Annotated in this window: 17 protein-coding genes; 4 read left to right on the top strand and 13 right to left on the bottom strand. The window is 68.2% G+C overall.

Annotated features, from left to right (window positions below):
- Positions 1-24 precede the first annotated feature (24 nt).
- The 4 genes from ACIQ0W_RS05805 to ACIQ0W_RS05790 form a co-directional block, all read right to left on the bottom strand.
- Positions 25-480: an SRPBCC family protein gene (locus ACIQ0W_RS05805; protein ID WP_396641841.1), complete on the bottom strand. Its 456-nt coding sequence runs from the start codon at positions 478-480 to the stop codon at positions 25-27.
- 63 nt (positions 481-543) lie between these two features.
- Positions 544-846, bottom strand: coding sequence for a hypothetical protein (locus ACIQ0W_RS05800; RefSeq protein WP_396641840.1), 303 nt, complete (start codon positions 844-846; stop codon positions 544-546).
- 3 nt (positions 847-849) lie between these two features.
- Positions 850-1011, bottom strand: coding sequence for a hypothetical protein (locus ACIQ0W_RS05795; RefSeq protein ID WP_396641839.1), 162 nt, complete (start codon positions 1009-1011; stop codon positions 850-852).
- A gap of 261 nt (positions 1012-1272) precedes the next feature.
- Positions 1273-1524, bottom strand: a complete 252-nt coding sequence (locus tag ACIQ0W_RS05790) for a hypothetical protein (RefSeq protein ID WP_396641838.1) — start codon at positions 1522-1524, stop codon at positions 1273-1275.
- 362 nt (positions 1525-1886) lie between these two features.
- On the opposite strand from ACIQ0W_RS05790, the gene ACIQ0W_RS05785 reads away from it, so the two are divergent.
- Both ACIQ0W_RS05785 and ACIQ0W_RS05780 read left to right on the top strand, forming a co-directional pair.
- Entirely contained in the window at positions 1887-2849 is a 963-nt protein-coding gene (locus tag ACIQ0W_RS05785; RefSeq protein WP_396641891.1) for an iron-containing redox enzyme family protein, read from the top strand.
- A gap of 10 nt (positions 2850-2859) precedes the next feature.
- Positions 2860-3111, top strand: a complete 252-nt coding sequence (locus ACIQ0W_RS05780) for a CDGSH iron-sulfur domain-containing protein (RefSeq protein ID WP_396641837.1) — start codon at positions 2860-2862, stop codon at positions 3109-3111.
- 6 nt (positions 3112-3117) lie between these two features.
- Here ACIQ0W_RS05780 and ACIQ0W_RS05775 read toward each other — a convergent pair whose 3' ends face one another.
- The 7 genes from ACIQ0W_RS05775 to ACIQ0W_RS05745 all read right to left on the bottom strand — a co-directional run bounded on the left by ACIQ0W_RS05775 (position 3118) and on the right by ACIQ0W_RS05745 (position 9121).
- Complete coding sequence (locus ACIQ0W_RS05775; RefSeq protein ID WP_396641836.1) at positions 3118-3954, bottom strand: galactosyltransferase-related protein; 837 nt, start codon at positions 3952-3954, stop codon at positions 3118-3120.
- Positions 3954-4955, bottom strand: coding sequence for a glycosyltransferase (locus ACIQ0W_RS05770; RefSeq protein ID WP_396641835.1), 1002 nt, complete (start codon positions 4953-4955; stop codon positions 3954-3956). Before ACIQ0W_RS05770 ends, ACIQ0W_RS05775 begins: the two co-directional genes overlap by 1 nt.
- Positions 4952-6028 (bottom strand): glycosyltransferase, encoded by a 1077-nt coding sequence (locus tag ACIQ0W_RS05765; protein ID WP_396641834.1) that lies wholly within the window; start codon positions 6026-6028, stop codon positions 4952-4954. Before ACIQ0W_RS05765 ends, ACIQ0W_RS05770 begins: the two co-directional genes overlap by 4 nt.
- Positions 6025-7191 carry a glycosyltransferase family 1 protein gene (locus ACIQ0W_RS05760; RefSeq protein WP_396641833.1) on the bottom strand — a complete coding sequence of 389 codons (1167 nt, stop codon included), beginning with the start codon at positions 7189-7191 and terminating at the stop codon, positions 6025-6027. Before ACIQ0W_RS05760 ends, ACIQ0W_RS05765 begins: the two co-directional genes overlap by 4 nt.
- 177 nt (positions 7192-7368) lie before the next feature.
- A complete protein-coding gene (locus ACIQ0W_RS05755) occupies positions 7369-7653 on the bottom strand; it encodes a Fe-S cluster assembly protein HesB (RefSeq protein WP_396641832.1) in 285 nt (94 codons plus the stop codon).
- Positions 7654-7761: 108 nt separating this feature from the next.
- Positions 7762-8118, bottom strand: coding sequence for an Lsr2 family protein (locus tag ACIQ0W_RS05750; RefSeq protein ID WP_396641831.1), 357 nt, complete (start codon positions 8116-8118; stop codon positions 7762-7764).
- 76 nt (positions 8119-8194) lie between these two features.
- Positions 8195-9121, bottom strand: coding sequence for a LuxR C-terminal-related transcriptional regulator (locus ACIQ0W_RS05745; protein ID WP_396641830.1), 927 nt, complete (start codon positions 9119-9121; stop codon positions 8195-8197).
- 175 nt (positions 9122-9296) lie between these two features.
- Here ACIQ0W_RS05745 and ACIQ0W_RS05740 point away from each other — a divergent pair, with 175 nt between their 5' ends.
- The gene (locus tag ACIQ0W_RS05740; RefSeq protein ID WP_396641829.1) at positions 9297-9647 is read left to right on the top strand and encodes a DUF485 domain-containing protein; all 351 of its coding nucleotides are present in this window, start codon (positions 9297-9299) and stop codon (positions 9645-9647) included.
- On the top strand, positions 9644-11263 hold the full coding sequence (locus tag ACIQ0W_RS05735) for a cation acetate symporter (protein WP_396641828.1): 1620 nt from the start codon (positions 9644-9646) through the stop codon (positions 11261-11263). Before ACIQ0W_RS05740 ends, ACIQ0W_RS05735 begins: the two co-directional genes overlap by 4 nt.
- Before the next feature lie 61 nt (positions 11264-11324).
- On the opposite strand, the gene ACIQ0W_RS05730 is transcribed toward ACIQ0W_RS05735, so the two are convergent.
- Together ACIQ0W_RS05730 and ACIQ0W_RS05725 are read right to left on the bottom strand one after the other, a co-directional pair.
- A complete protein-coding gene (locus ACIQ0W_RS05730; protein WP_396641827.1) occupies positions 11325-11948 on the bottom strand; it encodes a DNA-3-methyladenine glycosylase I in 624 nt (207 codons plus the stop codon).
- The gene (locus ACIQ0W_RS05725; RefSeq protein WP_396641826.1) at positions 11945-12490 is read right to left on the bottom strand and encodes a methylated-DNA--[protein]-cysteine S-methyltransferase; all 546 of its coding nucleotides are present in this window, start codon (positions 12488-12490) and stop codon (positions 11945-11947) included. The genes ACIQ0W_RS05730 and ACIQ0W_RS05725 overlap by 4 nt, the downstream gene beginning before the upstream one ends.
- Positions 12491-12623: the final 133 nt, after the last annotated feature.

Raw genomic sequence — 12623 nt, 5'->3', positions numbered from 1 at the left:
GGGAAGCCGAAGCTCCCGTGAGGGTTACGCCTCGACGTCGCCTCGCCACGCACCGGTCTCGGTGCCCTGGGACTCGATGAACTTCTTGAAGTTCTCGAGGTCCTTCTTGACGGCGTGCTTGCCGACACCGATCAGCGAGCCGGCCTTCTCGAGCAGGCCCTCGGGCTCCCAGTCGATCTGCACGGTCACGCGCGTCTCGTTGTCGCTCAGCTTGTGGAACGTCACGACGCCGGCGTGGTGGGTGTCGCCGCCCGTGCTCTTCCACGCAACGCGCTCGTCCGGGTGCTGCTCGGTGATCTCGGCATCGAACTCGCGCTCGACACCGCCGACCTTGACCTTCCAGCGCGTGTGCGTGTCGTCCTTCTGCGTGATCGATTCGACCTCGTCGAGGAAGTGCGGGAACGACTCGAACTGCGTCCACTGGTTGTAGGCCGTACGGACAGGAACGTCGACGTCGATGGTCTCGATGATCTGGCTCATGGGTGTTGCTCCTTCGGAGTTGTTTCGTGGGTGGGTGCGGAGGTCCGCTCTCGGACGCGGTGTTTACGAGCGGCCGGGCATGTTCAGGTCGGCCGGGTCGACGTCGACATCGCCGACATCGTCCGGTCCTCCGGTGCCAGGCACGACGCGAATGTCGTCCTCGTCGATGTCGTCATCGATGGTTTCGGGCAGCGGATCGTCCTGCTTGTGCTCGGTCTCGGTTTCACTCGCCGGACTGTAGGACCGGTCCTTCCCGACCGCATCGTCTTCCGAGAGGCCGGAGTCCGGCAGATCCGTCGACCGCGGCGGGGGTGGGCCCTCGTCGTTCTCACCCGCGGCGAAGCGGGTCTTGTCGTCTGCGTTCACAGCTCATCCTCCCGACGGGTTGTCCACGGGACGACCCTGATCGTCTGTCGTGTCGGGCTGTTCAGGCGCACCGCCCGAAGCCGAGTCGGCCTCGCCGTTCGCCCCCGGTGCACCCTGTTCTGCGACGCCGTGGCTGTTGTGCGTATCGCCGGTGTTTCCGCTCATAGCGTTCCTCCTCGTGTCGATCGCACCGCCCGTCAGGACGGAGTGGTGCAACACTAGGCGGCGCTCGGAACGAATGTCGGGGGCTTGACAACCACACCCCGTTCACCTGTTTTCCGAGGCCATTCACTCGTTTCCAGGGGTCGTTCATTCACGCGCGGCGAACGGTTCGCACGACCCGCTCGGTGATGGCCTTCATGGCGTCTCCTCGAACCGGGTGCCCGGACGGCGGCATGGCTGCCGTCCGGGCACGGACCGGTTGGGTCAGGATTCGGCGACGCGGTCGCGGGCGTCCTGGACGCTCCCGGTGACCTCGTCCTTGCCTGTGCTCACGTCGTCGCGGAGGTGATCGACCGCCTCGGTCGCGGACTCCGTGACACCGGCGACGGCATCCTGAGCCGGCTCCTTGAGGTTGGCGCCCATCTCGCGGGCCGCGTCGGTGGCCTCGTCGATGAGCGGCTGGGCCTTCTCGCGCGCCGTGGCGGCGAACTTCTTCTCGGAAGAGGAAGCAGGCACCAGCGTCGCCGCCAACAATCCCACGCCGAAGGCGATGAGCCCTACCGCAAGGGGGTTGCCCTCGACCTTGGCTTTGCCCGACCTATCGGACCGCCGCCTGACGAACTCATACGCGCCTCGTCCGCGGCCGGGCTGGGGCTTGCCAGGATGGCGAGCCTGTGCGATAACGCGGGCGCACTGTGGGTGTGGCCGAGCGGGGAACGAGCGCAGCTCGCACGCGCGGTTTGTTGTCAAGCCCCCCTGGCGATGCCCGTTCGCGGGGGACGATGGACCACGTGAACACGATCGTCGCCACAGACACATTCCTTGAGGCCCGTCCGTTCGAACCACGGGGACCTCTGAGCGCCCACCTCATGGATCTGATGGCACAGAACCCCGCTACGGCCGAGATCGGCGATGTGGTCGGGTTCGCCGCCCGGGCGCTCGCCGAGGCATCCGACCTGGCCCGCGACGACGACGTCCAACTCGCCCTGTTCTTGCTCTACGCCAGCCACTACGGATCCCTCGACGTCATCGACGCGGGCTGGGAGTGGCATCCCATGCTCATCGCCACGCGCGGCATGCTGGAGCGCGCCTTCGAAGAAATGCTGCGCGAGCGTGTCGAGACGCCCGCGCCACCAGTACCGACCCGCGACGGGGTCGCGCGCGCCCTGTTCGCGCTGACCGCGCCGACACCGGGTCCGAGCCTGTCGCGATTCGTCGCGAAGAAGGCGACGGGCGAACAGCTGCGCGAGTTCCTGATTCAGCGCAGTGTCTACACGCTTCGCGAGGCGGACCCGCACTCCTGGGCGATCCCTCGCCTGACGGGCGCGTCGAAGGCGGCCCTCGTCGAGATCCAGTCGGACGAGTACGGCAGCGGCGACCTCTCGCGGATGCACTCGCGGATCTTCGCGCGAACCGTGCGCGCGGCAGGGCTCGATGACACCTACGGTGCGTATCTGGACGCCGTGCCGGCCGTCACCCTGGCCTCGCTGAACATGATGTCGATGTTCGGTCTGAATCGACGCCTGGTCGGCGCCATCGTGGGTCATCTCGCGGCGTTCGAGATGACCTCGTCGCTGCCGAACCGCATGTACGGCGACGGATTCCGGCGCCTCGGCTTCGGACCCGAAGCCACTCACTACTTCGACGAGCATGTCGAAGCCGACGCGGTGCACGAACAGATCGCGGGGCGAGACCTTGCGGGTGGACTCGCCGAGGATCGACCGGATCTTCTCGGAGACATCATGTTCGGCGCTGCCGCTTGCCTGACCGTCGACGGCTGGGTCGGGGACGAGATGCTCGCGGCTTTCGAGAGCGGCCGCAGTTCGCTCCGCGATGTGTGAGGGCGGGCGGATGACGAGCAGCAACGACTCGGCGGCGCGAACTCCGTCCATCGAGGCCTATCCGGACGGTCCGCTCATCGTTCGCGGGCACGTCGAGATCGTCGACTCCGACGGTCTCGTCTTGGAGCCTCAGCGGCGCACCGTTGCCCTGTGCCGGTGCGGAGCCTCGCTCATCAAGCCGTGGTGCGACGGCACGCACAAACTCAGCGGCTTCCGCACGGACCCGGTGGATGCCGACCGAGGCGATCCAGCCCCCGCCTAACCGGTCCTACCCCGTGCTGGTGCGGCGGTAGGTGCCCGCGGCTTCACGTTCGATGAGGCCCGCCCGTTCGAATCCGTCGAGCCATCCCTGCATCGGCCACCACCCCCAGAGGGATTCGAAGACGGCCGCGTTGCGCAGGATCGCGTCCAGATGCTGCACCGGAGGATCGGTCGTGGGGTGGTGTTGGTGGTACGCGCGCGCATCCCCTACCCACGCCAGCGGAACGCCGGATGAGCGGGCGCGCTGGCCGAAATCCGTGTCTTCGCCGCCGTAGCCGACGTAGTCCTCGCAGAAGCCGCCGATCCGCGCCCAGTTCGAGGCGTCCAGCGCGAACGACAGCGACCAGAACAGCTCGTGAGGGCCACCGAGCAGGGTTTCGCCGCGCCGCGGGGCGGGCCGCGCCGGATGCGGCGAGTCGTAGTCATCCAGGAGCTCGAGTTCGTACCCGGTCGGGCCGGGAGGGTCGAGGTACGTGACGGGACCGCAGAGCAGGGCCCCGCGCGTCGCGTCAGCGGTGGCCGCGTCAACGTATCCGCCGACCAGTTCTGGGCCGGGCAGGCAGTCCACGTCCAGAAAGATGAGCAGGTCGGCTCCCGCGCCGAGCGCCGCTCGAGCGCCGGCGTTGCGCGCGGCCGCGAGCGGCAGGCCCTCCGCGTGCGCATCGAGGTGGATGACTCGCGTCGGCGTATCTCGCACCCGTCGGGCTACGGTCTCGAAAGCGGGATCGGCGATCGCGACCACGACCTGCTCGTCGAACGCGACGTCCGTCCGGGCGAGGGCCGCGCGCTGCATCAGCCAGTGATCGTGGCGGCCGTGCGCGATCGTGACGATCGCCGTGCGCATCAATCGTTCTCCGCGATCTCGGCGGTGCGGCGGATGTGGTGGGCTGCCCGTGCGGCGCTCTCTCCGTCGTTCCACGCCCGCCAGGCGCTGCCGTCGAGCCGCCGCGTGCGCTCGAGGATGTCGGACCAGCCCGAGTCGGGAACCGCGTCCAGTACCACCGCGGGCCACGGGCCCTGATCGAGCACGCGTGCCGTCGTCCGCTGCTCGGCATGCGGTCTGTCCTGGGGGATGATCACGGCGGGCCTGCGCGCGGCGGCGACCTCGGCAACGGCGTTCTGCCCCGCGTGCGTCACGATGACGTCGGCCGCTAGCAGGTGCTGCCAGGGATCCGCGACCCAGGTCGAGGACGAGCCACCGAGATGGGCCCACTCCCAGTCCGGGGTGGAACGGCTTGCCTCCTGGATCGACAGCGCCGAGAAGTCACCCCCGCCCGCCCCCGAGAGCACCAAGACCCGGGGGATTCGGTCCGTTCGAGCGTCGTCGTCTGACGGAGCGAACCGGGAGATGCCCCCGACCGGGATGATGCGCTTCATCACGCGAGCGGACAGGCCGGTGACGATGTCAGCGGCCGCCTCGCGGGGCCACGCGCCGAGGATCGTCGTCGCCACGTCGAAGCCGAGCTCGTGCGCCGGATCGGCACGGTGCCCCGGCAGGGCAAACGTCACGACGGGCACGCCGTGAAGGCGGACGAGCAGACACACCTCGACCGAAACGTCGACGACCACGACGCGCGGGCGATGCGCGCCGAGCCACCCCGAGATGGCGGACATCCGTTGCCGCAGTCCAACGGATCCGAGAGGTACCCAGTGCAGGCGCCCCGAGGGCTCCGGATCCCGTGGCGGCGTCGCGTCGTCGAGGGGCAGGTGCACCCAATCGCCGGGCCAATCATCGGGCCGCGGTAACGACGACAGCCCCGTCACCTTCTCTCCCAGCTCGCGCGCGATGGCGGTGGCCCGCGAGAGATGACCGCGGCCGTGGTGGTGAATGTAGTAACCGATCACGCGGCGCGGCTATCGGACGCGAGATGTGTGTAGATCGATTCGTACTGCGCGACCATGGTGTCGAGCGAGTGGTACCGCATGGCGTGTGCCCGCACCGCGGCGCGCGGCAATTCGGCTGCCCGCACGATCGTACGCGGAAGCTCATCGACGTCGTCGGGCCCCGCCAGGAACCCACCGCCATCGCCCACCACCTCAGTCAGACCGCCCCGGGCGAAGGCGGCCACCGGCGTGCCGCTTGCCATCGACTCGGCCGCGACGAGCCCGTACGGCTCCTCCCACCGCGGCGTGAGCACCGTGACCCGTGCGCGGCGAACCACCTCAGAAAGTTGTGAGCTGTGCAGATGTCCCAGAAGCCGCACGCCCGACCCGAGGCGAGGTTCGATCTCACGCGCGAAGTAGTCGTTGTCGAACACGGGACCCGCCAGGTTGATGGCGATACCCGCGCGCCGTGCGGCATCGATCGCGAGATGCGGTGCCTTCTCCGGCACGATGCGACCGAACCACACCGCATCCGTGCCGCCGGGCCCCTCCGGCCAGCGCGTCAGGTCGATGCCGTTGCGGACGACGACCGCGTCGACGACATGCCTCCATTGCTCTGCCGTGAATTCGCTCACCGCGGCGAACGCTGAATGGGTCGGCGCGAACTTCAGCGCGGACTCCAGCCACGGCGTCGGAGGCGTGTGCAGTGTCGTGACCATGGGGATCGAGAGGGTCGAGGCCATGGCGACGGGCAGGTGATGAAGGCTGTTGTTGTGCACGACGTCGAATCGCTCGTGGCCCGAGCGAGCGAGCGAGATCATGAGCGAAAGATAGGCATGATGCTCGCGCATCCAGGCATCCGGGGGAGCGGATACATCCGCTCGCGCCGCGCTCGAGGCATCGAACTCCTCGACATCGAGGGGATGGATTTCGAGGGCGGGATCCGATCCCGGCGCCGCGAAGACACTCACCTCGTGCCCGCGGTCGCGCAGACTCCGGGCGAGCGCATGGATGTGCGCCTCGAGTCCGCCCGCGAAAGGCTCGCGCACGGGGAAGCGGCTCGATGCGATCAGGCAGACGCGCAGCCGCCTCATGCTAGCAACCCCTCGTAGATGCGCGCGTGAGCCTGCGCAATGCGCATCCGTTGCGCTCGCCGAGCGCTGATCGACAGGGGTTCTGCGCGCCCCTGGTCATAGGCCTCTCGGATGGCGCGGACGAGCGAAGTCTCGTCGAGGCCCCGCACGTCGTGCTCATACGAGAACACGTCGCCCTGCTCCGCGTAGTAACCGCAGGTGGGTGCCGCGACCGCCGTGCCGAGGTCCCGACATGCCTCGAGCCAGCCGGAATGCGTACCGAATCGGTAGGGCAGCACCGAGACGTCGAGCGATCCCAGGTACTCCCACAGCTGCGCGTCGTCGAAGAAGTCGTGGATGCGCAGGTCGATCTCGCCGTCGGACGCCGCCCGGCGCAGGAAGGCGGCGAGTGTCGGTTCGTATCGCGCCCCGTCCTCCAGAAGAACGTCGCGGTGCCCATTCACCTGAAGTACCGCGCCCGGTAGATCCGCGACGGCGCTGCGCAGTGTGCGGAGGACCGGCAGTGGGTCCATATTCGCGCGGAGGCTTTTCACGTGCACGCCCACGCGGAACTCGCCCGCGCTTCGTGATGCGCCCCGTGCCATCCGTGCCATCGTGTCGACGTCGACGACGTGCGGATGCGGCAGCACGTGAGCTTCGCGACCCCAACGCTCACGGATCTCAGCTGCGGCACCCGGAGTGAGGGTGATCAGCGCGGCAGCCGTCGGGACGAGGACATCGAGCTGAGCGTCGTGCTCTGCGGAGTCGTCGTGGTGGGGATTTCGCAGGTCATGAACGGTGTAGACGAGCGGACGTCCCGTCTCGTCGAGCGCCTCGATCCACTCGCGCAGCTGCTCGGGGCTCCGAGCGTCGAACCCGAACTGCAGATGCACGAGATCGAACTCGCTGTGCGAACGGACCCACGCCGCCTCGAGCATCGCCGGCGGCCACCACTGAGACTGGGCCGCCCGGCCCGGCTGCGCGGGATCGGGATCGGCGAGACGTTCGATACGCGGATAACCCGGCATGGCGTCGTCCGCGTCGATATGCCGGACGTACACATGACCCCGAGGGATCGACGCGACCCGTATCGTTCGCGGCTCGGCGGAGTCCTTGATGCCCGCGGCGGGTTTCGTTCCGGGCGCGACAGGGCGCCCCTCGGTGAGGACTGACGACTGCGACACACATTCCCCTGACAGCTCTCGGCAAAATGACCGAGGACCATTCGATCCCGGGGCGGCGCTGTCGTAAGCACCCTTGCCGGTCGGCTCGCAGCCGTGTATAAGCGCAGGGGTGCGGGGGACAAACGACGCGGGCCCCGGCGCTTTCGCACCGGGGCCCGCGTCATGTCGTACGGGGGTCTAGCCCTGTACGGCGAGAGCGAAACGGACGGAGCCGTCCTGCTCCATCTGCGCATCGAGGATCTTGTCCTCGAGTGCCAGTGCGGCGCCGGCGTCGAGGAAGACGCGTGCGCCCTCGACTTCCACCACCGCGTCAGTGGTCTCGGGCTGCGGCGAAACGCCGAGCTCGAATCCGGTTTCGGCCAATCCCGTGTCGCGGATGCGGAGACCCCCCGCCGGGGCGTCGGGTACCTGCTCCACGATGGACTTGACGGCCATGCTCGCGTTCTCGGTGAGTGTCAGCATGCTGCTCTCCTTCCGTTCGTCGAGGTGGCAACGATTCCGAGAATTCGAGCGGCATGCAAGCTCACGCGCTCATACGGAGGGAATTCCCATGTTGCGCTCGTGCGCCGCTCAGGACTCCTGTGCGGCTTCGAAAGCCTCGATGACGTTCGCGGGAACGCGGCCCCGGTCGGAGACCTGGTGGCCGTTTTCGCGCGCCCACTGACGGATGGCGCCGAAGTCCTGCTGACCCGACCGGCGGCGGGGACGTGAGCCCGCGGTCTGCGAGCCGGACGTGCGGGAAGAGATGGAACGCGCGGCTGCGACGTAAGGCTGCAGGGTGTCGCGCAGCGCCGAGGCGTTGGCTTCGGTGAGGTCGATTTCGTACGCGATGCCGTCGAGCGAGAACAGGACAGTCTCACCCTCTCCAGCGTCGAGGACGGTGCCGTCGAGGTCGTCGACGAGCTGATGCACGATTCTGCGGGCCATCAGGCCACTTTAGCGCGTGTGGCCCGTGTTCAACGGGATCGTGTGTGGGTTGTTCGTGCGGTCGGAATGCGCGGCGTCAGGGAAGCAGTCCACTTCGTCGCGCCTTCGTCACGGCCGCGTGACGGGTGGACGCATCCAGCTTGGACATCGCGCTCGACAGGTACGCCTTGACCGTTCCCTCCCGCAGCGAGAGTTGCGTCGCTATCTGCGCGTTCGTGGCGCCGATCGCCGCGCACGCGAGCACATCCGTTTCGCGGGGGGAGAGGGACACAGCGGCGGCTTGATGATGCGGGTCGTCATCCCCCGAGAGTGCCGCCAAGCGGTGCTCGACCTGCTCCAAACGGGCCCGGACGGCCGGGTCGGTGATGGCCGAGGCGATGGTGCGCAGCTCGGCGTAGCTCTCGCGCAACTCCTCGCGATGGGCCGCGGGCAATGACGGATGCTGCGTCGGTGACGTCGCCGTGACGCCCGCCACACCGGCGCCGATGCCGCCGGTTGTCCCGGCGCCGGGACCCGTGGCGCCATCGAGGGCGCTCAGACGCCGCTCGACCTCATCGCGCACACGCAGCTCGGTGGCCAAGGCATCCGCCACCTGGAACGCAGGCTTCATGACCACTTCGCCGACGTTCGCGGATGCCCACGCACCCCCGTACAGGAGCCCGCGCACGCGCCCGCCGACGATCACGGGAACCGCCAACAACGTCGAGATGCCCTCGCCCAGGATGTGCCGGTCGTAGTCGTGCGTGATGTGCCGCGCCGATCCGTAGTCGGGCGTCGCGCGCGGACGCAGCTCGGCCATGGCGCGACCGCCGAGTCCGCGCATGACCTGAACGCTGAGGCCGTCGAGGCTGCGTGTGCGGCTGCCGTAGATGGCGCCGATGCGCGCGCTGCCGTCGTTGACGAGTCCGCCGAACGACACCGGAAAGTGCGTCCGGCGCGCCAATTCGCGCACGGCGCCCGTCAGCGCCGAAGCTTCTGAGTCAGTCCGATCCTGGGTAAGCATCACTACCTACTTTCGGGGGTGACGGCATCCTCGCCGCCTTCGTAGCGTCGACCCTACACCTGCCGAAGCGAAAGAAAAGCGCTCGGGATCGGGCCTATCCGTCATGTCCTCGTGGCGGACTTTTGGCCGTCTTTCGGGCTTCGCGCAGACCGTGCACTGATGGCAAGGAGGCCACATGAGTGATCCGAGAAAAGAGACCGCCCCACCCGGCGGCATCGACTATATAGCGGTCGAGGAGTCCGCCCCGTTTCAGGAACTCAAGCGCACGCAACGCAGCTTCGTGTTCCCGCTCGCGGTCGCATTCCTGCTCTGGTACTTCGTTTACGTTCTGCTGTCGTCGTTCGCCACGGACTTCATGGGCACACGCGTCTGGGGTGATGTGACGGTCGGGCTGATCTTCGGTCTCGGGCAGTTCGTCACCACGTTCGCGATCACGATGTCGTACGTCGCCTTCGCGAACCGCAAGCTCGACCCGAAGGCCGAGGCCATTCGTGACGCCCTCGAGAAGCAGGAGCCCACTTCGTGAACGACATCTTCGCGGCGCTCGAGGCCGCTTCCACGACGGTCGAGAACAACCCCGTCCTGAACATCTCGATCTTCGGCGCGTTCGTCGCCATCACGTTGTTCATCGTCATCCGGGCGAGCCGCAACAACAAGACCGCGGCCGACTACTACGCCGCGGGACGATCGTTCACGGGTCCGCAGAACGGCTTCGCGATCGCGGGGGACTACCTGTCCGCGGCATCCTTCCTCGGCATCTGCGGTGCCATCGCGTTGAACGGCTACGACGGATTCCTGTATTCGATCGGGTTCCTCGTCGCCTGGCTGGTCGCGCTGCTGCTCGTGGCCGAACTGATGCGGAACACGGGCAAGTTCACGATGGCAGACGTGCTGTCGTTCCGTCTCGCGCAGCGCCCGGTGCGGATGGCGGCGGCCATCACGACCCTCGCGGTCTGCTTCTTCTATCTGTTGGCGCAGATGGCGGGCGCGGGCGGGCTCGTCTCGCTGTTGCTCGGCATTAACGACCAGATCGGGCAGTCGATCGTCGTCGCCGTCGTCGGTGTGCTGATGATCGTCTACGTGCTCATCGGTGGCATGAAGGGCACCACCTGGGTCCAGATCGTCAAGGCCTTCCTGCTGATCGGTGGCGCCATCGTCATGACGATCTGGGTTCTGGCGATCAATGGGTTCAACATCAACACCCTGCTCGGTGCAGCGGTGGATGCCTCGACCACGACGCCGCCGGACGCGATCCTCGCACCGGGCCTGCAGTACGGCGCGAACCCGTGGGACTTCATCAGCCTGGCGCTCGCCCTCGTGCTCGGCACGGCTGGTCTGCCGCACGTGCTGATGCGCTTCTACACGGTGCCGACGGCGAAAGAGGCGCGGCGTTCGGTGGTGTGGGCGATCTGGCTGATCGGCCTGTTCTATCTGCTGACGCTCGTGCTGGGGTACGGCGCCGCGGCGCTGGTGGGTCCGGACGTGATCCGCGAGGCCCCGGGTGGGGTCAACTCGGCGGCACCGCTGCTGGCGCTGGCGCTCGGTGGTCCGATCCTGCTCGGGTTCATCTCGGCGGTCGCGTTCGCGACGATCCTCGCGGTGGTCGCGGGTCTGACGATCACGGCGGCCGCGTCGTTCGCCCATGACATCTACGCGAACGTCGTGAAGAAGGGCAATGTGCCCCCGGACGGTGAGGTGAAGGTCGCCCGTCGCACGGTGATCGTGATCGGTGTGCTCGCGATCATCGGCGGTATCGGGGTGCAGGGTCAGAATGTGGCATTCCTCGTCGCGCTGGCCTTCGCGGTCGCGGCGTCGGCGAACCTGCCGACGATCCTGTACTCGCTGTTCTGGCGCGGGTTCACGACGCGCGGCGCGGTGTGGAGCATGTACGGCGGGCTCGGTGCGGCCGTCATCCTGATCGTCGCCTCGCCGGTCTTCTGGGGCACAGAGACCAGCGTGTTCCCGGTCGGAACGGCGCTGTGGCCGCTGAACAACCCCGGCATCGTGTCGATCCCGCTCGGGTTCTTCCTCGGGTGGCTCGGTTCGGTCACGTCACGCAAGGCCGAGGACCGGCGCCTCGCCGCGGAGATGGATGTGCGCTCGCTCACCGGCTACGGCGCCGAGAAGGCGACGAGCCACTAGCGGCGCGAAGACAGCGAGGGATGCCCCGGCCGCTGGGTCGGGGCATCCCTGTGTGCGTCGGCTATGCCGAGGCGGGCCAGACGCCGCTCGACCCGCGCCGGTGGCTGCCGATGAGGTGCGTGTCAACGATCCCCACGGCTTCCATCAGGGCGAACGCGGTCGTCGGCCCGACGAAGCGGAACCCGCGTGCCTTCAGCGCCTTCGCGAGTGCACGCGATTCATCAGAGGTGGAGGGGATGTCGGCGAAGCTCAGCGGTGAGGGCGTGGTCTCGGGCCGGTACGACCACACCAGGTCGGCCAGACCGCCGTCCGAGCGGAGGGCGACCGTGGCGCGGGCGTTGGTGATCGTCGCGAGGATCTTGGCGCGATTGCGCACGATCGCGGCATCCTGCAGCAGGCGTTCCACGTCCTCGTCGCCGTATCCGGCCACCGTGTCGGGGTCGAAATCGGCGAAGGCCGCTCGAAACCCCGGGCGCTTCCGCAGGATGATCGCCCACGACAATCCCGACTGGAACCCTTCGAGGCTCAGACGCTCGAACAGCCCGCGTTCGTCGCGGACGGGCATACCCCACTCGTCGTCGTAGTAGCTCCGCAGCAGGGGATCGGTCGCCGCCCAACGAGGGCGAGCCAGGCCGTCTTCGCCGACCACGAGATCGGACGCGGGCGTCGCGGTTGCGTCGGTCACGGCAGGACCCCCTCGATGCCCGACTCGAGGGCGAGCAGCGCGCGCTTCACCTCGGGTCGTCCGCCGTACTCGCCGAGCGATCCGTCCGACCGGACGACGCGGTGCACCGGGATCACGACCGAGATGGGCGTGTTGGCGCACACGGAGCCGACCGCACGTGCTGCGCGCGGGATGCCGGCGGTGATCGCGACCTCCCCGTAGCCCGCGGTCTCGCCGTACGGGATCTCACGGATCGCCCCGAGCGCGGCGCGGGTGAAGGGGGTCAGGCCCGCGAGATCCAGCGGGATGTCGAACGACCGGCGCTCGCCCGTGAAGTACTGCTCCAGTTGCGTCGCCACGGGATCGAGCGCCTCGTCGTCGCGCACAGCGGGCTCCCGCCGCGCCGCCATGATCTGATCCAGCAGGCTCTCGGCAGACGCCTCGGCGAAACGGAGCGCAACCAGCCCGTCATCGGACTCGACGGCGAGCGCGATCCCGATCGGCGTGGGTGTTGTCGTGTAGCGGAGCGGCATGACGCCCATCCTGCCGCTGACTCGCGACATCTGAGGGAACGTGGGGCGTTCGGGGGACGGATGCCTGAAGACCCCGGCGGGGGAGGAGAGATGGCCTGTCCAACCCGGCAATCCCGCGAAACCCGCCGCGCTTGACCGGTCGACGCGCCGTCCGCACGTAGGG

It is taken from the genome of Microbacterium sp. (assembly GCF_044340635.1).
Taxonomy (GTDB): domain Bacteria; phylum Actinomycetota; class Actinomycetes; order Actinomycetales; family Microbacteriaceae; genus Microbacterium.
The sequence above is the reverse complement of the archived record's forward strand: the minus strand, read 5'-3'. Positions and strand labels throughout refer to the sequence as shown.